Below are 18,493 nucleotides of genomic sequence, written 5' to 3'. Positions count from 1 at the left end.
GTGCTGCGGTACGGGCGCCAGTGTCTCAACTGTCCCGACATATCGCATTTTGACGGTTGAAAGGGAAAAAACGGCTCGCCGACAGGCCGGGAAGGGCCGCCAATGATCACCGGGCGGGCCGCGGTGGTCCGGAGCACCCCTGGAGATCGGGTAGAGTTATGCAGGTCAGCAGGCGCCGCTAGCTCAGTTGGTTAGAGCAGCTGACTCTTAATCAGCGGGTCCGGGGTTCGAGTCCCTGGCGGCGCACGCGAGGCCGAGGCCCTCTCACCACGGGTGAGGGGGCCTCAGTCGTACCACCGCTCCCGGGAAGCTCACAAACCATGCCCATGCCCGGCAAACGGTCCGTTTCACCCTTGCGATCAAGAGTGGCGGGCGTAGACCCTATCCTGGAGCCGATGCCCCTCAATGGGGCATGAGGTTCGTGCAGTTGGGAGCAGTTTCGGGGGATGCTCCGGTTGCGGGAACCGCGGGGTGGGGGCCCCGTTCACGACGGGATGCCGTGGCAGGCATCATGCAACCGGAAGGTCGTCTTTCTCTGTCTACAGGGACGGTGGCCTGCCACTTGTGCGTCGGGACACGCCGGTCCAAGGGGGGACCGCGCGCTCCGGACGGAAACGACACGACCAATCACGCAGCCAGCATGCGTGCGGGGGGAAGACTCATGACGTCGACGCCGACCGGCGCCCGGCAGGACAACGACCCGTCCAGGACCACCCAGCTCCGGGTACCCCCGCAGCTCCGGACCGGCGGGCCCCGGCAGCGCGCCGCCGCGAAGCCGCTGCCCCGCTACGACTACGAGCACTACAGCAGGCTCGCCGGTCCCCTCACCCAGCCGGACGCGAACAAGCCGTACAAGGTGCAGTACCGCTCGCTGATCTCGCAGGAGCCGCACCGCATCCGGATCGCCCTGATGCTGGCCGCCGCCCCGGTGCTGTCGCTGGTGCTGCTGGTCTGGCTGCTCCAGCCCTCGCACTGGACCGAGCGGGACTACCCGGCCTTCGACTGGCTGCCCGCGCTCGACATGGTGATGCTCGTCTCGATCGGCCTGATCGAGTTCTTCCGCTGCATGAACGTCCTGTCGAACGCACACGCGACGCTGGTCGCCCGTGACCCGGTCCCGGTCGTGCCGGAGTCCGGCACCCGGGTCGCCTTCCTCACCTCCTTCGTTCCGGGCAAGGAACCCCTGGAGATGGTGACGAAGACGCTGGAGGCCGCCGTCAGGATCCGGCACCGCGGCCTGATGCACGTCTGGCTGCTCGACGAGGGCAACGACCCCGAGGTCAAGGCCGTCTGTGAGCGCCTGGGCGTGCACCACTTCTCCCGCAAGGGCATCGCGAAGTGGAACCAGCCCTCCGGCCCCCACCGCGCCAAGACCAAGCACGGCAACTACAACGCCTGGCTGGACGCGCACGGAGACAAGTACGACTTCTTCGCCTCGGTCGACACCGACCACGTGCCGCTGCCGAACTACCTGGAGCGCATGCTCGGCTTCTTCCGGGACCCGGACGTCGGCTTCGTCATCGGCCCGCAGGTCTACGGCAACTACGACAACTTCGTCACCAAGGCCGCCGAGTCGCAGCAGTTCCTCTTCCACGCGCTGATCCAGCGCGCGGGCAACCGCTACGGCGCGCCCATGTTCGTCGGCACGTCGAACGCCGTGCGCATCAAGGCGCTCAAGCAGATCGGCGGCCTGTACGACTCGATCACCGAGGACATGGCGACCGGCTTCGAGATCCACCGCCACAAGAACCCGGCGACGGGCAACAAGTGGCGCTCCGTCTACACCCCGGACGTCCTCGCGGTCGGCGAGGGCCCCAGCGCCTGGACGGACTTCTTCACCCAGCAGATGCGCTGGTCGCGGGGCACGTACGAGACGATCCTCAAGCAGTACTGGAAGGGCTGGTACTCGCTGCCGCCGAGCAAGCTCTTCAACTACACGATGATGATCATCTTCTACCCGATGTCGGCCCTGAACTGGATCCTCGCGGCCCTCAGTTGCGCGCTGTTCCTGGGCCTGGGCGCCTCGGGTGTGAACATCGACCCGACCGTGTGGCTGATGCTCTACGGCAACGCCTCGGCGCTCCAGATCGGCCTGTACGTCTGGAACCGCCGGCACAACGTCTCCCCGCACGAGCCGGAGGGCTCCGGCGGTGTGGCCGGCATGGTGATGTCCGCGCTGTCCGCGCCCCTCTACGCCAAGGCGCTGCTCGACTCCGCCCTCCGCCGCAAGAGCAAGTTCGTGGTCACCCCCAAGGGCGACTCGGCGAGCCCGGACCGGTGGTTCGCGACCTTCCGCTACCACTGGTACTTCATCGGGATCTTCGGCGCCTCCATGGCCGCCGGTTTCGTCTTCGGGAACTCCCACCCCGCCATGATCATCTGGGCGTCGTTCGCCACACTGATCACCGCGACACCGATCTTCGCCTGGCGGTACATGCTGCGCCAGGAGAAGAAGCGCCCCAACCGGCACCGGAGCGGACAGCAGCATCCGCCCGCACCGGCCGTGGACCACGCGCCGCAGGCCAAGCCGAGCTTGGCCGAGCAGAACGACACCATGCAGATCGCCCTTGGGGGACGTAACAAATGAGCAGCCTGCCCGTCCGGCCCAACCACCGGAGGAACCGCGCCCGTCGCATCCTGATAGGCACGGCGGTGGTTGCTGTGGTCGCCGGGTTCAACGGACCGGCCCTGTACCGGTACGGCTCGGAGCAGTACCACGAGTACACGATCAACAAGCCGGAGTACAAAGCCGCCAACGGCCACTGGGACTTCCTCGACGTCCCCTCCGAGTTCCGGATCAACACCATCCACGCGGCCCTGCTGCACACCGGCAAGGTGCTGCTGGTCGCGGGGTCCGGCAACAACCAGAAGAACTTCGACGCGAACAAGTTCGAGTCGGTCCTGTGGGACCCGAAGACGAACAAGTTCAAGAAGATCCCCACCCCCAAGGACATGTTCTGCGCCGGGCACACGCAGTTGCCCGACGGGAAGCTGCTCATCGCCGGCGGCACCAAGCGCTACGAGAAGCTCAAGGGTGACGTCACCAAGGCCGGCGGCCTGATGATCGTCCACAACGAGGACCCGGACAAGCCGATCACGCTGCCCGCCGGGACGAAGTTCACCGGCAAGGCCAACGGCAAGACGTTCGTCTCCAAGGACCCGATCCTGGTGGAGAAGGCCGAGAAGGTCTTCGACAAGGCCACCGGCCGCTTCCTGCGCACCCAGCCGGGCCTGGGCCGGATCTACGTCGAGGCCGAGGAGTCCGGCAAGGAGTTCGAGACCGGCACCGAGGACAACTACAAGGTCGAGGGCCTCAAGGGCAAGGACGCCCGCAACGTCTACGGCATGGCGCAGAAGCTCGCCCTCGACAAGAAGGACTTCCAGGGCATCAGGGACGCCTTCGAGTTCGACCCGCTCGCCGAGAAGTACATCAAGGTCGACCCGATGAACGAGGCGCGCTGGTACCCGACGCTGACCACGCTCAAGGACGGCAAGGTCCTCGCCCTCTCCGGGCTGGACGAGATCGGGCAGATCGTCCCCGGCAAGGACGAGATCTACGACCCGAAGACCAGGACGTGGGAGTACACCGGGATCGAGCGCCGCTTCCCGACGTACCCGGCGATCTTCCTGATGGACAACGGCAAGCTGTTCTACTCCGGCTCCAACGCCGGGTACGGGCCCGCCGACGTCGGCCGTGACCCGGGCGTCTGGGACCTGGAGACCAACAAGTTCGACAAGATCCCCGGACTGAGCGACGCGGACAAGATGGAGACGTCCGCGACGGTCATGCTGCCGCCCGCGCAGGACCAGCGGTTCATGGTCATCGGCGGCGGCGGGGTCGGCGAGTCCCAGGAGTCCAGCGAGAAGTCCCGGCTGGTCGACCTGAAGGACCCCAACCCCCGCTTCAAGGACGGCGCGTCCCTCGACAAGGGCACCCGCTACCCGAGCGCCTCGCTGATGCCGGACGACACCGTCCTGGTCACCGGCGGGTCGGAGGACTACCGGGGCCGCAGCGACTCCAACGTGCTGGAGGCGCGGACGTACGACCCGAAGACCGGGCAGTACACGCGCGTCGCCGACCCACGGGTGGGGCGCAACTACCACTCCGGTTCGGTGCTGCTGCCCGACGGCCGTGTGATGATCTTCGGCTCGGACTCGCTCTTCGCCGACAAGGCCAACACCAAGCCGGGCGTCTTCGAGCAGCGCATCGAGATCTACACCCCGCCCTATCTCTTCCGGGACTCCAAGCCCAGGATCACCGGTGGCCCCAAGACGATCGAGCGCGGTGACAGCGGGGTCTTCGAGACCCCGGACGCCGCGAAGATCAAGACGGCCAAGCTGATGCGGCCGAGCGCCGTCACGCACGTCACGGACGTCGACCAGCGCTCGATCGCCCTGGAGATGAAGAAGACGGCCAAGGGCATCGAGGTCACCGTGCCGAAGAACCGCTCCCTGGTCCCGTCCGGCTGGTACATGCTCTTCGTCACCGACGACAAGGGCACGCCGTCCGAGGCGGTGTGGGTCGAGGTCCCGTAGGGCCACGCATGCGAAGAAGGGGCGCCCCCGGCGGGGGCGCCCCTTCTCGCGTCCGTCGTCCTACTTGCTGTTGCGGGCCAGTTCGAGGGCGTACTCCGGGAACCAGTCGCCCGCCTTCGGGCCGCCCTTGCAGTCGCCGTCGGACTCGCCCGGGCGCTTGATCCACAGGTACGCGTCGACCAGCGGGTCGCCGGTGTTGGTGGTGGGCGTCTCACCGAGGGCGCGGCCCGGGGGGTTGCACCAGTTCTCGGCCGGGTCGCCGCCGGTGTAGGGGCCGTTGCCGTTGCGGCTGGTGTCGATGACGAACGGCTTGTTCCCGACCTTCGCCGAGACCTTCTTGCCGTACTCCTTGCTGGCCTCGGTGGTCTGGAAGTTGGCCACGTTCACCGCGAAGCCGTCGGCCTCGCCGACGCCCGCCCGCTGCAACGGCTCGAAGATCTGGTCCGGCTTGCCCCAGCCGGCGTTCCCCGCGTCCAGGTACACCTTGGTGTTCGGGAGCTCCTTCAGGCGCTTGACGGCGCCCTTGAGCAGGTCGTACCGCTCCTCGTGGTACTCGCCGCCGGTGCAGCCGTCCACCATGTGCATCACGGCGTCCGGTTCCACGATCACCGTGGCGCGCCGGTCGCCGATGCCCTTGGCGACCTTGTCCAGCCACGCGCGGTACGCGTTGCCGTCGGCGGCGCCGCCAGCGGAGTGCTGGCCGCAGTCGCGGTGCGGGATGTTGTAGAGGACCAGCACGGCGTCCCGGTCGGCCTTCGCGGCGGCCTCGGTGAAGCCCCGGGCGTCCTCCTCCGGCTGCTCCGAGCCGACCCATTCGCCCACCGGCTGGGAGGCGATCTTCTTGATGAGTTCGGCGTCGTCCTTCTTGCCGTCGCGCAGATAGCTCGCGACCTGCTGCGCCGCCTTGCTGCCGGGGTTGACCCAGAACGGGTCGGTCGACTTCGGCTGCTGGCTCACGCCGGGCACGGCCTCGGGCTTCGCGCCGCCGTCGGAGGAGGTGCAGCCCGCCAGCAGCAAAGCCGCCGCGGCACCCACCGCCCCCACCGCGGCCGCCCTCGCGCGGGCACGCCCGGAGCAACTGCCGTACATCCACTCCCCCTTGGGTGCACTGTGTGCGGGTCCACCCCCCAGGTGTCCCCTCCCGGACAACCCGGTCGAATCCATCCTGACACAGGTGTCCGGAAAGCCACGAGGGCGGCCGCCCGGGCCCCGCGCGCCCCACCACCGAGGGCGACGGGATCGCGACATGGTGTCAGATGGCCTCTGGAACCCGCCGGTGCCGCGCTCTACAGTGAGCGGGAGCTGCCGGACCATCCCCGACCTCCCGCGCCGATGCCGGGCTTCTCCCGCAGCCCGGGTTCACGCGGTCGAGGGCCGGCTCGGTCGACGGCCCGGGGATGGGGGGTCCCCGGCAAAGCCGGGGAGGGCCGTCGGCCGGGCCAGGTGGCGCGTCACGCCGGTGCGTCAAGTCCCTCCGGTGAGGTACGCGGAGACCACGACGTTCGCCGTGTAGGCGCCGGACGCGCGGTCGAAGGTGCCGCCGCAGGTGATCAGGCGCAGCTCGGCCCGGCCGGGCTGCCGCTGCCCGTACGCCTTCTTCGGGTCGAACTCGTGCCGGGCGAAGACCTGTACGTCGTCGATGGTGAACTCGGCGACCGAGCCGTCCGTCCGCTTCACCGTGATCCGTTCGCCGGGGCGGGCGGAGCTCAGGCCGTAGAAGACGGCCGGTTTCGTCTCGGTGTCGACATGGCCGACGAAGAGCGCGGCGCCGTCCGTGCCCGGCTTCGCCCCGTCGCCGAACCAGCCGACGGTCTGCGCCCTCTCGTACGGGGGCGGGTCTATCGCACCCGCCTCGTCCAGGGCGCGCGGGACGACCGGGGCGGTGATCCCGAGCGACGGGACCTCCAGGCGCTCGGGCGCGGCGGGCGCCATCGGCGGGCGGGCCGGGGGCAGCGGCACGCCCAGGGGGCGGCCGACGGCGGCGACGTCACCGGTGGTGGGAGCGGACAGGCCGCCGGGGCCGGCCGTGATGTCCTTGCCCCACAGCCACAGGCCCAGCAGCAACAGCGCCCAGGCCACACCGGTGAGCAGCCGGCCCTGCCCGGCGGGGTGCGGTGCGGTGGACACGGTCAGTCCGCGCGGGTACGGCGACGGCGGCGTGTGCTGCGCAGCGCGACGGCGACGGCCGCGACGCCCGCCAGCACCAGACCGATCACGGTGTGCGGGGTGCTGGGCCCGTGTTCCTCGACGCCCCTGGGCGCGTCGGCGGCGAGCGCCGCGGTGCCTCCGCCGCCGGCCTTGACCGGGGCGACGGGGCTGGGCGGCGCGTGGTGGGTGACGTGGACGCTGCCGGCGTCGTGGTGGTCACGCCCGTCGCAGTGGACGGTGAGCGAGTACGTACCGGGGTCCAGGTGCGACTTGACGGTGGTGTCGCCGTGCAGCGGCCCGCCCTTGCCTTCGCGGCCGGACAGCTCGGACTCCGCGACGAACGCCTTGGACCTGACCGAGCCGTGCTTGCCGTGGCAGCCGTGGACCTGGATGTCCACGTCGCCGCCGGGCTTGACGGTGGCCGGGACGACCAGGGCCGTCACCTTCTCCCGGTGCTTCTCGCCGTCCCGGTGCTCATCGCCGTCACCGGCGTACGCGGCTGCCGTGGCCGACAGGACGAGGGCGCCGGCCGCCCCCGCGGCACGGAGAGCAAACAGAGCTGAACGCATCGTGAACCTCCTGCACTGAAGATTCACCCCGTTCGGCGGTTTCCGCATCCGCAGGGGGGCGGCTTTCACCCGGTCTTTCACCCGGTCGGGCGCCGCTGACCTGGGCTGATCGGCCCGGAGAAGGGTCAGATGCGATCGACCAGATCGGCGATCGAGTCGACGACCTTGGAGGGGCGGAACGGGTAGCGGTCCACGTCGGCGGGGGTGGTGAGCCCCGTCAGGACCAGGAACGTCTCCATACCCGCTTCCAGCCCGGCCAGCACGTCGGTGTCCATCCGGTCGCCGATCATGGCGCTGGTCTCGGAGTGGGCGCCGATGGCGTTCAGGCCGGTGCGCATCATCAGCGGGTTGGGCTTGCCCGCGAAGTACGGGTCCTTGCCGGTGGCCTTGGTGATCAGCGCGGCGACGGAGCCGGTGGCGGGCAGCGGGCCCTCGGCGGACGGGCCGGTCTCGTCGGGGTTGGTGCAGATGAACCTGGCCCCGCCGTTGATCAGCCGGATCGCCTTGGTGAGGGACTCGAAGCTGTAGGTGCGGGTCTCGCCGAGCACCACGTAGTCGGGGTCGTGGTCGGTGAGGATGTAGCCGATGTCGTGCAGCGCGGTGGTGAGCCCCGCCTCGCCGATGACGTACGCCGTGCCGCCGGGCCGCTGGTCGTCCAGGAACTGGGCGGTGGCCAGGGCGGAGGTCCAGATGTTCTCGACGGGCACGTCCAGGCCCATGCGGGCGAGGCGGGCGTGCAGGTCGCGGGCGGTGTAGATGGAGTTGTTGGTGAGGACCAGGAAGGGCCGCTCCGCATCCCGCAGCTTCTTGATGAAGGCGTCGGCGCCGGGGATGGGGACGCCCTCGTGGATGAGGACGCCGTCCATGTCGGTGAGCCAGGATTCGATCGGCTTGCGCTCTGCCATGGGGCGGGACTCCTGCCGTACAGGTTCATGCATGCGTGCTGGGGACGCCGCGACAGCGCTGTGGCGACGCCCCCAGCCTAATCAGGAAGCCGTGACCTTGACCCCGTCGATGGTCCAGTACCAGTTGTTGGACCCGGTGTAGCGGAACCGGAAGCTGACGCTGGAGGCCCCGGAGGGGACGGCGACGGTCAGCGACTGCGGCTTGGAGACGACGTCGGAGGTGTAGCTCTTGACGAGGGTCGGCGCTCCGCCGTTGAAGGAGGCCAGGACTTCGGCGGTCTGGCTGCCCTCCTGCCGGTAGAGCGTGGTGAAGTCCAGCGTGACCTTCGCCTTGCCGGTGACGCCGTACGCGGGGGTGACCAGGGTCGAGTCGTACGTACCGGAGAAGGACTTGTCCGCCCACTCGTCGGAGTCGGCGACCGCGAAGACGCCCCGCGCCCGGACGTTGAGCTCACGCTGCTGGTCGCGCTGGGTACGGGACCAGAACTCGTCGGTGGCGAAGGACCAGCCGCGCCACTCGGTCATGCCGCCCGTGCCCATGGCGTTGTTGATGACGGACCAGCCGCTGGGCGGGGTGTGGGTGAAGCCCAGGACCCCGGCGGGGATGCCGGTCTCGTCGACCCGCTGGGTGAGGGAGGACTGGAGGGTGTCGAAGGGGTCGGCGGAGCGCTGCTGGATGGGCTTGCCGTCCAGGCCCCAGGAGGGGTCGGGGGCGATGCCGAGCTGGTGGAACACGGTGGCGGCGACGTCGACGAGCCGGGTGTCGAGGGGTCGCGCGCCGGCCGCTATGCCGGGCCCGGTGGCGAGGACGAAGGTGCGCCGCTCCTCGATGGAGCTGCCGCCGTGGCCGCCCGCGTCGACGTGGCCGTGGTCGGTGGCGACGATGACGGTCCAGCGCTCGGTGGCGTAGGAGGGGCGGGCCTTGATGGCGGCGAGCATCCGGCCGAGCTGGGCGTCCTGGACGGCGATGGCGTCCAGGTACTTCTGTCCGGTGCCGTTCGCGTGCGCGACCACGTCGGTGTTGCCGAGGTAGACGAACAGGACGTCGGGGTTCTGGTCGCGCAGGATCGACTCGGTCTCGGCGGTGATGGTGGCGTCGTGGGCGACGTACCCGTCCCGGTCGCCGTCGAGGACCAGCTTGGCGTCGGCGCCGGGGGTGACGGTGCCCTGGGTGTCCAGCGGCTTCCAGTCGACGGCGGCGTAGGTGGACAGCTCGGGCCGCACCTGGGCGAGGCGGGCCAGGAAGCCGGGGTAGGTGCCGTAGTTCTTGCCGGTGAAGGTGTTGTCCCTGACGCCGTGCTTGTCGGGCCAGACGCCGGTGGAGATGGTCGACCAGCCGGGGCCGGAGGAGGTGGCGGCCATGGGGTTGGCGTACAGCAGGGACAGGCCGTAGGTGCCGTCTCTCATCATCGACTTCAGGTGCGGGGCGTTGGCCGCGTCGATCCTGTCGTGGCGCAGCCCGTCCATCCCGACGACGAGCACCTTGTCGCTGCTGGTGCCGTTGGGGAGGGTGGGCGCGGCGACGGCCGGGGCGGCGGCCACTGCCGCCGTAGCGGCTCCGGCCGCTGCTACGAGCACGGTACGGCGGGACATGCCGTTCGGCATCGGGAAACCTCCATCGAAGGGTCGGCGTACACGCCAACGCCCCTGGTTTTCCAGGGGCGTTGGTCCGTACCCGTTATCTTTCCGCTACCTTTCGCGGGGCACCAGGTACGTGCGGTGAACTATTGGCTTCGCGTTGGCTAGCTGCCCGTTGCGCTCTTCCACGCGTCGACGTACGACGTCAGGTTCTTGTCGATGTCCGCCCAGTCCGGTTCGAAGATGTCGACGCCCTCCATCAGCCCGGCCAGCTCGATGGCGTTGGCGTCGGTGGGCTTGACGTCGGCGCGGGCGGGGAAGCCGCCGCCGATGGCGCTGACCTGTCGCTGCGCCTGCTCGCTGAGCATGAAGTCGAGGAGCTTCTTGCCGTTGTCGGCGTGCGGGGCGTCCTTGACGAGCCCGGCGGCGTACGGGAGGGCGAAGGTGGTGGGCTTCCCGCCCTGCCGGGCCGGGAACCAGATGCCGAGGTTCGGCATGGACCTGGCTTGGGCGAAGTTCATCTGGACGTCACCATTGGCGACGAGCAGCTCGCCCTTGTCGACCTTGGGGGCGAGCTTGGAGGTGGAGGAGGACGGGCCGACGTTGTTGGCCTGGAGCTTCTTCAGGAACTCCATGGCCGGCTTCTGGCCGCCGAAGTCGTGCATGGCCTTGATGACGACGGCGGTGCCGTCGCCCGCGACACCGGGGGTCGAGTACTGGAGCTTGTTCTCGTACTTCGGATCGAGGAGCTCCTCCCAGGTGGTGGGGGCCTTGGGGAGTTCCTTCTTGTTGTGGACGAACCCGAAGTAGTTGTTGACGACGGACGTCCAGGTGCCGTCGGCCGCCTTGTCGGCGCCGCTCACCTGGTCGGAGCCCTTCGGCTCGTACGGCTGGAGCAGGCCCTTGGAGCCGGCCTGCTGGATGAAGGGCGGGAGGGTGACGATGACGTCGGCCTGGGTGTTGCGCTTCTCGCGCAGGGCGCGCTGCACCATCTCGCCGGAGCCGCCCTCGACGTACTCGACCCTGATGCCGGTCTGCTTCTCGAAGTCCTCGAAGACCCGGTCGTACCAGCCGTCGCCCTTCTCGCCCTTGAGGCCGTCGGCGCTGTAGACGGTGACGACCTTCTCGTCGGAGGCGGCGGGGGACCCGCCGCAGGCGGTGAGGCCGGCGGCGAGGAGGAGGCTGCCGGCGAGGGCGGCGAGCGGCCTGGTGGCGTGCTTAAGCATGACGTCGTTCTCTCCTAGCGGTGGGAAGCGCGGGTACGGATGCGGGAGACGGCCAGCAGGACGAGCAGGGTCGTCGCCATGAGGACGACCGCGATGGCCGAGCCGGTGAACAGGGAGCCCCGGTCCGTGGCGGTGAAGATCAGCACCGGCAGCGGCAGCCAGTCCGGGGGGTAGAGCATCATCGTGGCGCTCAGCTCGCCCATGGACAGGGCGAAGCAGAGCCCGGCGGCCGCGTTCAGGGACGGCAGCAGGAGCGGGAGCTTGACCCGGAGGAGTACCCGGACGGGCCGGGCGCCGAGGCCGGCGGCGGCCTGCTCGTACATCGGGTCCAGGCGGACCAGGGCCGCCGAGACGGACTGGTACGCGAAGGCCGTGACCAGCACGGTGTGGGCGAGGATCACGATCCAGCGGGTGCCGTTGAGGAGGAACGGCGGCTGGGAGAACGCCACGAGGACGGCGAGGCCGACCACGACGGACGGGACGGCGACGGGCAGCATGAACAGCGCGTCCAGCGTCCGCCGCCCGCGCCCCTTCAGGGACTGCGCGGCGAGGGCGGCCCACGTGCCGACGACGAGCGCGAGGAGGCTCGCCGTGACGGCGGTGACCAGGCTGGTGGTCAGCGCCTGGAGGGACTCGCCGCGCACGGCGGCGGCGTAGTGCTCGGCGGTCGGGCCGGAGGGCAGGGCGCCGGACCAGTTCGTCGAGAACGACGCGGCGAGGATGACGAGCAGGGGGACCGCGAAGAGCGGCAGGAACAGGACGGCGAAGAGGGCCCAGGCGGCCCACCTGCCCTTAGCGCTGTGCACCAGCACGACGGCTCACCACCCGGTACAGGGCGTACAGCCCCACGGAGATCGCGATGTTGACGACCGCGACGACGCACGCGGCCGGATAGTCGGATTCGAGGATCGCCTTGCCGTAGACGAGCATCGGCAGGGTCGTCACGCCCTTGGCGCCGGTGAACAGCACGATGCCGAACTCGTTGAGGCACATGACGAGGACGAGGCTCCCGCCCGCCGCGAGGGCGGGCAGCGCCTCGGGCAGGATCACCCGCCGGACGATCCGCCCGGGACCGGCGCCCAGCGAGGACGCCACCTCCAACTGCGCGGTGTCGAGCTGGGAGAACGCGGCGAGCAGCGGGCGCATCACGAAGGGCGTGAAGTACGTGATCTCGGCGAGCAGCACGCCCCACGGCGTCGTCAGGAACCGGAACGGCCCCTCGGCCGCGCCCGTGACGTCCGTCCACAGGCCGTTGGCCATGCCGACGGTGCCGTAGACGAAGAGGAGCGCGAGCGTGATGAGGAAGGAGGGGAAGGAGAGGAACACGTCGATGAACCGGGCCACCGCCTTCCCGCCGGGAAACGGCACGAACGCGATGACGAGCGCCAGCGCGAACCCGAGCACCAGGCACCCGACGGTCGCCCCGCCCGCCAGCCACACGGTCGTGACCAGTGCGTCCCTGAACGCCTCGGACGCGAAGACGTCCCCGTACGCCCCGGGGGCGAGGGACTCGCGCACGACCAGCCCGAGCGGGTAGAGGAACACGAGCCCGAGGACGGCGACGGGCGGGAGGGCCCAGACCCAGGGGGGTACGGCGCGACTCGCGGGCGCGCCCACGGACACCGGCGCGCTCACTCCGTCACCTCCGCTCCCAGCAGCACCGCGTCGTCCGGGGCGAAGTGCAGCGTCACGTCGGCGCCCAGGCGTGGCGGGTCGCGCAGCTCACGGAGGTCGGCCATCACCCGGTGGCCGTCGACCTCGGCGTACAGCCGGTGCGTGGCGCCCCGCCACTGGACCTCGGCGAGCGTGCCGCGCAACGCGTTCGGGCCGTCGCCGAGCCCGATGAGGTGCGGGCGGACGCACAGGGTGGCGTTCCCCGTCACGCCCTCCGGCACCGGCACCTTCAGCTCGCGGCCCGCGAAGGCGACCCCGTCACCGGTGACCGTCACCGGCAGGAGGTTCGCGTTGCCGACGAACGACGCCGTGAACCGCGTACGCGGCCGCCGGTACAGCTCCCGCGGCGTGCCGCAGTCCCGCAGCCGCGCCCGGTCCATGACGGCGATCCGGTCGGCGAGCGTGAGGGCCTCGACCTGGTCGTGGGTGACGTACAGGATGGACACGTCGGGCAGTTCGCGGTGCAGCCGGGCCAGTTCGGCGAGCATCCCGGAGCGCAGTTGCGCGTCGAGCGCGGACAGTGGCTCGTCCAGCAGCAGGACGCCCGGCCGGATGGCGAGCGCCCGCGCGATGGCGACGCGCTGCTGCTGGCCGCCGGACAGCTCGCGCGGGTAGCGCCTGGCGTACGCGGCCATGCCGGTCAGCTCCAGCGCCTCGGCGACCCGGCCCGGGATCTCGCCCTTCGGCGTCTTCCGGGCGCGCAGTCCGAACGCCACGTTGTCCGCCACCCGCATGTGCGGGAACAGCGCGTAGCTCTGGACGACCATCCCGATGCCACGCCGGTGCGGCGGCAGCGCGGTCACGTCACGGTCGCCGATGAACACCCGCCCCGACACCGGGCGTACGAACCCGGCGACGGCGCGCAGCGCGGTGGTCTTGCCCGACCCGGACGGTCCGAGCAGCGCCATGACCTCGCCGGGCCCGACGGTCAGGTCGAGGGAGTCGAGGACGACGTTCTCGCCGTACGCGACGGAGACCTGCTCGAAGCGGATGCCGCTGGTCATGACTCCACCCGGGCTAGGAGACCCGGCAGTTCGGCGACCGAGCCGAGGACGTGCGTGGCGCCCGCGCCCCGCAGTGCCTCGGCGTCGTGCGCACCGGTCAGCACCCCGGCGACGACCCGCGCCCCGGCGCGTACGCCGCTGAGCATGTCGTACGCGGTGTCGCCGGCGACCGCGACGCCCTGGACGCCGTCCGCCGCGCCGGTGCGGAGGAGGGCGGCGAGGACCATGTCGGGGTACGGGCGCCCGCGCCCGCCCGGGGTGTCGGCCGGGCACAGGGTCAGCCCGACGAGGTCGCGCCAGCCGAGCGCGCCGAGGATGGCGTCCTGGGTGACGCGGGCGAACCCGGTCGTCAGGACCACCGTGCGTCCCTGGTCGCGCAGTTCGCGGATGGCGTCGGCGGCTCCCGGCACGGGCGCGATCCGCCCGGCGGCGACGAGCTTGCCGTACGCCTCCTCGAAGGCGGTGTTGGCCCGCTGCGCGCGGGGTTCGTCGCCGAAGAGGTGGCGGAAGACGGAGATCTTGGACTCGCCCATGGTGGCGCGGACGTGGTCGAGCATGTGCTCGTCCGGTTCGGTGCCCAGCGCGCGGGCGGCCGCGGCGAAGGCCTCCTCGACCAGGCCGCCGTCGGCGACGGTGGTACCGGCCATGTCGAGAACGACGAGTTTCATGTCGGTCGTCATGGTCACCATCCCAGTTCGTTCGCGGTCGTTTCGGCGATGGCGGGCGAGCACGTCATGCCGCGTCCGCCGGGGCCGGTCACCAGCCACACGCGGTCGCGCACCCGCTGGCGGTGGACGACGCGGCCGGGGTCGGTGCACTGCGCGTACACCCCGGCCCAGCGGCGGCGGACGGGCGGCAGCGGGCGGCCGAGGAGGGACTCGACGACCCGGGTGAGGTGCTCGTAGGGGTCTTCGAGGGTGTCGAAGGCGAAGGGGTGCTCGTACTCGTGGGTGTCGCCGATGGTCAGCCCGCCGTCGAGGCGCTGGACCATCAGCAGTTGCATCCTGTGCGCGGCGGCGACCGGCTCCTGGGCCTGCCCGGCCTCCAGGGCGGCGGAGTCGTACGCCGGGTAGTAGCGGAAGCTGTCGGCGTCGGCGACGGAGGTGGTCAGGGGCTCGCCGAGCGGGTCGGTCTGCATCATCTGGAGGCGTACGCGGCGTACGGGGATGTCACCGGCGACCTCGCGGACGAGCCCGCCGAGCCACGCTCCCGTGCACAGGACGACGGCGTCGCCGGTGTGGACGTCGCCGTGGTCGTCGCGTACGGCGTTCTCGCCGATGACGTCGCGGACCTCGCGGCCGGGGAGGAACGTGTAGCGCCCGGAGGCGTTGAGGGCCTGCCTCAGGGCGAGTTGGGCGGTGCGGGGCTCGACGGCCGCGTCCCGTTCGCACCACAGGGCGGCGCGGAAGTCGCCGCGGAGGGCGGGGTTCATGGCGCGGGCGTCGTCGGCGGTGACCAGTCGGAAGCCGCGGGCGGCGGCGTCGGGGCGGGCGACCGCGGCTTCGGCGACGGCCAGCTCCAGGTCGGTACGGACGGGGGTGAGCGAGCCGATGGCCCGGAAGCCCAGCCCCGGGACGCGGGCGCCGATGCCCTCCCACAACTCGCGGGCGCGCAGGGCCGTTTCCAGCTCCTCGCCGCCGGCGCGGCCGCTCACCCAGATCTGGCCGAAGTTGCGGAGTGAGGCGCCGCGGGCCTCGCTCTCGCGCTCGATCTGTACGACCTCGTGGCCGCGTTCCACTGCGTGCCAGGCGTGCATGGTGCCCACCACGCCGGCTCCTACGACGATGACTCTCACGCCGGAAACGGTCGTGGCGGTGGGTGGCGCCGACGGGTCGGGGCGGCGACGGGAGGGTGAACGGCCCCTCAAGCTTGGCCTAGACCCGTTATCGATCCGTTACTTCCCCGAGGTGCGTCGTGAAGCTGAACCGGTCGCCCCGGTAGAGGGTGCGCACCCGCTCCAGCGGGCGGCCCGCCGTGTCCCGCGAGCGGCGGTGCAGCAGCAGCATCGGCAGGGCGGGCGGGGTGCCGATGAGCAGCGCCTCGCGCGGGGTGGCCAGCACGGTCTCGATGCGCTCGTCGGCGTCGCCGAACTCGATCCCGAGCCGTTCGCGGAGGTGGGCGTAGAAGGACGAGTCGGGGTCGAAGTCGGCGTCCAGGCGCGGGACCCGGGCCTCGGTGACGTACGTGCTCTCCAGGCCGACGCGCTCGTCGTCGGCGAGCAGCACCCGCTCCATGTGCCAGACGGGCTCACCGGGCTCGGTGCCCAGGTCGGCGGCGAGCGCGGCGGGGCAGGGGAAGCGGTCGAGGGTGACGAGGTTACGGCCGGGGCGGCGGCCCTGGCGGCGTACGCCCTCGGTGTAGCTGGCCAGCGACAGCGGCTGCTCCAGCTTGGGCCCGGCGACGACCGTGCCGCGCCCCTGGCGGCGCAGCCGGCCTTCGAGCAGCAGCTCGCGCAGGGCCTGGCGTACGGTCTCGCGGGAGACCTCGTACCGCACGGCGAGGTCCCGCTCGGCGGGCAGCGCCCGCCCCTCGCCCAACTCGTCGATGAGCGCCGCGACATGGGCCTTGACCGCGTAGTACTTCGGGATGCGGCCGTGCTCCGGGATGCCGGATCGGACGGGTGCGCCAGGTGCCTGGCCGTTCGGGTAGTCCACGTTGTCCACGGACGGGATGGTCGCAGACGTACGTGAACGGACGGGGGGACGGGCGGGACGCTCTCGCTGGCCGGTCAGCCCTTGCGGCCGCGCAGCCACCCGGCCAGGGAGAGCGTCGCGGCGCCGAGGAGGAAGGCGAGGGCGGAGGCCCCGGCGACGATCAGGACGTTCCGGCCGGTCCTGGGCAGTTCCTCGGCGAACTCGCTGGCGGGCTCCTCGTCCACGAGGGTGAACCGGTAGTCGGCCGACTCGCCCACCCAGTCGCCGTCGCCGCCGCGCCGCTGGACGATCGCGGCGTTGGCGGTGACCGCGTCGGGCCGGGCGTCGGAGGTGAAGGCGAGCCGGACGGGCACGGTGACGGTCCGGCCGGGCGGGACGGCGAAGCCACGGAAGCGGTCGCCACCGTCGTCCAGGACGCCGACGAGTTCGCTCTCGTCGGTCTCCTCGATGGTGACGGGGTACTGGCGGCCACCGTCCTCGTAGAACTCGAGCTGGATCTGGCCCGGCTTCAGCGCGCGGGCACGGTCGGTGAAGACGATCACGGGGTGGATGTTGCCGCAGGGCTCGCTGGTGGTGTTGGTGAGCTGGACGGTCCAGGTGTGGAAGCCGCCGCCGGGGCGGTAGGCGGGGGGTCCGCCGCTGATGCGGGTACGGATCGGGAAGTCGGCGGAGGAGGGGTTGCCGCACGTCGGCTGCCGGTCGGGGGCCGCGGCTTCGAACGCCCCGGTGCCGGTGCCGTCGGCCGGTGCGGCCGCGGTGAGCCCGAGTACGGCGACGGCGACGGTGGCGCCGAGGGCGGTGACGTTGCGCAGTCGCATGGCGGACCTTTGGCGGCGGCGTGGACGGTCGTACGCCGAGAACGTCCCCCACGAGCCCGTCGACACACCGGCGGAACGGCGACATCCCGCCGTACGGCGGCGCGGATGCCCCCGAACGGCGCATCGGCCCGCTGAGGCCCCTGCCCTCGGTCACCCCACGGCCGGCGCCCCTGCCCTCGGTCACCCCACGGCCGGCGCCCCTGCCCTCGGTCACCCCACGGCCGGCGCCCCTGCCCTCGTTCACCCCACGGCCGGCGCCCTACCGCCCGAACACCGGCGCCAGGATCAACTGCGCCGCGCCCTCCGCCACCGGGTGGGCCGAGCCCTCCGCGAGGGACACGGGCACCGCGGCGTCGCCCCCGCGCCGGGCGCGCTCCTCCAGTACGGCGCGCACGCCGCGCAGGAACGGCTCCACCGCGCCGGTCACCACCCGGCCACCGAGCAGGACACGGTCGATGTCCAGCAGCTTGACCAGGTTCGCCGCCCCCGCGCCCAGCACCCTGGCCGCCTCCGCCAGGTCGCCCCGCGCGACGGCGGCCAGGCACAGCGCCTCCAGGCACCCGTACCCGCCGCACCCGCACACGGGACCGTCCAACTGGATGGTCTGGTGCCCGAACTCCCCCGCCCCCGTCCGCGCGCCCCGGTACACCGCGCCGCCGAGGACGAGGCCCGCGCCCAGCCCCGTACCGAGGTGGAGGTACGCGAACGAGTCCCCGCCCACCCCGTTCAGCGCGAGGCTGAGCGCCGCCGTGTTCGTGTCCTTGTCGAGCACCACGGGCAGCCCGAGCCGCCGGGCGAGCTCGTCGCGCAGCGGGAAGCCGTCCCACTCGGGAAAGCCGGTCACCCGGTGCGGTACGCCCGCCGCGTGGTCGAGCGGCCCCGGCATGGCGACGCCGACGCCGAGGACGGTTCGCGTGGCGAGCGCGGCGACCTCCCCCGCCACCACGTCCATGACGACCTCGGCTCCCCATCCCAGGTCCAGCGGGACGACGCTCGCCGTGACGACGGCGCCCGACAGGTCGACGAGGACCGCGGTGAGCTCGTCGCGGTCCAGGTACAGGCCCACGGCGTGGGCGGCGCCGGGCGCCAGGCGCAGGACGGTGCGCGGCTTGCCGCCCGTGGAGGCGCGCCGCCCCGCGTCGACGGCGAGCCCCTCGTCGCGCAGCCTGCCGGTGATCTTGCTGACCGCCTGGGGGGTGAGCCCGGTCCGCTCGGCGAGTTCCAGCCGGCTGGCCCCGTCCTCGCCCGCCGTGCGCAGCAGGTCGAGCACCAGCGCGGCGTTGTGGCTGCGGAGGGCCGGCAGGTTCACACCCGTATCGCTGTTCACCGTCCCATTGTCGCGCCCGCTTGCACTTTGGCAACAGCGTTGCTTAAGTGGCGT

Annotated in this window: 16 protein-coding genes and 1 tRNA gene; 3 read left to right on the top strand and 14 right to left on the bottom strand. The window is 71.3% G+C overall.

Features of this window, described 5'->3' with window-relative positions; all coding sequences use genetic code 11:
- Positions 1-172: 172 nt before the first annotated feature.
- The 3 genes from ACZ46W_RS27410 (at position 173) to glxA (ending at position 4,536) form a co-directional block, all read left to right on the top strand.
- Positions 173-246, top strand: a tRNA-Lys gene (locus ACZ46W_RS27410).
- Between the two features lie 415 nt (positions 247-661).
- A complete protein-coding gene (locus ACZ46W_RS27405; RefSeq protein ID WP_468342754.1) occupies positions 662-2,587 on the top strand; it encodes a glycosyltransferase family 2 protein in 1,926 nt (641 codons plus the stop codon).
- Positions 2,584-4,536 carry a radical copper oxidase GlxA gene (glxA, locus tag ACZ46W_RS27400; RefSeq protein ID WP_468342751.1) on the top strand — a complete coding sequence of 651 codons (1,953 nt, stop codon included), beginning with the start codon at positions 2,584-2,586 and terminating at the stop codon, positions 4,534-4,536. The genes ACZ46W_RS27405 and glxA overlap by 4 nt, the downstream gene beginning before the upstream one ends.
- Positions 4,537-4,596: 60 nt before the next feature.
- Here glxA and ACZ46W_RS27395 read toward each other — a convergent pair whose 3' ends face one another.
- The 14 genes from ACZ46W_RS27395 to ACZ46W_RS27330 form a co-directional block, all read right to left on the bottom strand.
- Positions 4,597-5,625, bottom strand: coding sequence for a glycoside hydrolase family 6 protein (locus ACZ46W_RS27395; protein ID WP_468342748.1), 1,029 nt, complete (start codon positions 5,623-5,625; stop codon positions 4,597-4,599).
- 375 nt (positions 5,626-6,000) lie between these two features.
- Positions 6,001-6,669 (bottom strand): class F sortase, encoded by a 669-nt coding sequence (locus ACZ46W_RS27390; RefSeq protein ID WP_468343400.1) that lies wholly within the window; start codon positions 6,667-6,669, stop codon positions 6,001-6,003.
- On the bottom strand, positions 6,666-7,253 hold the full coding sequence (locus tag ACZ46W_RS27385; RefSeq protein WP_468342745.1) for a hypothetical protein: 588 nt from the start codon (positions 7,251-7,253) through the stop codon (positions 6,666-6,668). Before ACZ46W_RS27385 ends, ACZ46W_RS27390 begins: the two co-directional genes overlap by 4 nt.
- Positions 7,254-7,378: 125 nt before the next feature.
- Positions 7,379-8,158, bottom strand: a complete 780-nt coding sequence (locus ACZ46W_RS27380) for an HAD-IIA family hydrolase (RefSeq protein WP_468342742.1) — start codon at positions 8,156-8,158, stop codon at positions 7,379-7,381.
- 81 nt (positions 8,159-8,239) lie between these two features.
- On the bottom strand, positions 8,240-9,763 hold the full coding sequence (locus ACZ46W_RS27375; RefSeq protein WP_468342739.1) for an alkaline phosphatase family protein: 1,524 nt from the start codon (positions 9,761-9,763) through the stop codon (positions 8,240-8,242).
- Between the two features lie 137 nt (positions 9,764-9,900).
- Positions 9,901-10,962, bottom strand: coding sequence for a 2-aminoethylphosphonate ABC transporter substrate-binding protein (locus ACZ46W_RS27370; RefSeq protein ID WP_468342736.1), 1,062 nt, complete (start codon positions 10,960-10,962; stop codon positions 9,901-9,903).
- A 14-nt stretch (positions 10,963-10,976) separates the two neighbouring features.
- Entirely contained in the window at positions 10,977-11,774 is a 798-nt protein-coding gene (locus ACZ46W_RS27365) for an ABC transporter permease (RefSeq protein WP_468342733.1), read from the bottom strand.
- Positions 11,755-12,597 carry a 2-aminoethylphosphonate ABC transporter permease subunit gene (locus tag ACZ46W_RS27360; RefSeq protein ID WP_468342730.1) on the bottom strand — a complete coding sequence of 281 codons (843 nt, stop codon included), beginning with the start codon at positions 12,595-12,597 and terminating at the stop codon, positions 11,755-11,757. The genes ACZ46W_RS27365 and ACZ46W_RS27360 overlap by 20 nt, the downstream gene beginning before the upstream one ends.
- Positions 12,594-13,640, bottom strand: coding sequence for an ABC transporter ATP-binding protein (locus ACZ46W_RS27355; protein WP_468342727.1), 1,047 nt, complete (start codon positions 13,638-13,640; stop codon positions 12,594-12,596). Before ACZ46W_RS27355 ends, ACZ46W_RS27360 begins: the two co-directional genes overlap by 4 nt.
- Positions 13,637-14,320, bottom strand: a complete 684-nt coding sequence (locus tag ACZ46W_RS27350) for a phosphonatase-like hydrolase (protein WP_468342724.1) — start codon at positions 14,318-14,320, stop codon at positions 13,637-13,639. Before ACZ46W_RS27350 ends, ACZ46W_RS27355 begins: the two co-directional genes overlap by 4 nt.
- A 2-nt stretch (positions 14,321-14,322) precedes the next feature.
- A complete protein-coding gene (locus ACZ46W_RS27345; RefSeq protein WP_468342721.1) occupies positions 14,323-15,435 on the bottom strand; it encodes a TIGR03364 family FAD-dependent oxidoreductase in 1,113 nt (370 codons plus the stop codon).
- 88 nt (positions 15,436-15,523) lie between these two features.
- Positions 15,524-16,294 (bottom strand): GntR family transcriptional regulator, encoded by a 771-nt coding sequence (locus ACZ46W_RS27340; RefSeq protein WP_468343397.1) that lies wholly within the window; start codon positions 16,292-16,294, stop codon positions 15,524-15,526.
- A 74-nt stretch (positions 16,295-16,368) separates the two neighbouring features.
- On the bottom strand, positions 16,369-17,112 hold the full coding sequence (locus ACZ46W_RS27335; protein WP_468342718.1) for a hypothetical protein: 744 nt from the start codon (positions 17,110-17,112) through the stop codon (positions 16,369-16,371).
- A 259-nt stretch (positions 17,113-17,371) separates the two neighbouring features.
- Entirely contained in the window at positions 17,372-18,439 is a 1,068-nt protein-coding gene (locus tag ACZ46W_RS27330; protein ID WP_468342715.1) for an ROK family transcriptional regulator, read from the bottom strand.
- Positions 18,440-18,493 lie beyond the last annotated feature (54 nt).

The sequence above is a fragment of the Streptomyces sp. NPDC031064 genome, assembly GCF_055570965.1.
The sequence above is the reverse complement of the archived record's forward strand: the minus strand, read 5'-3'. Positions and strand labels throughout refer to the sequence as shown.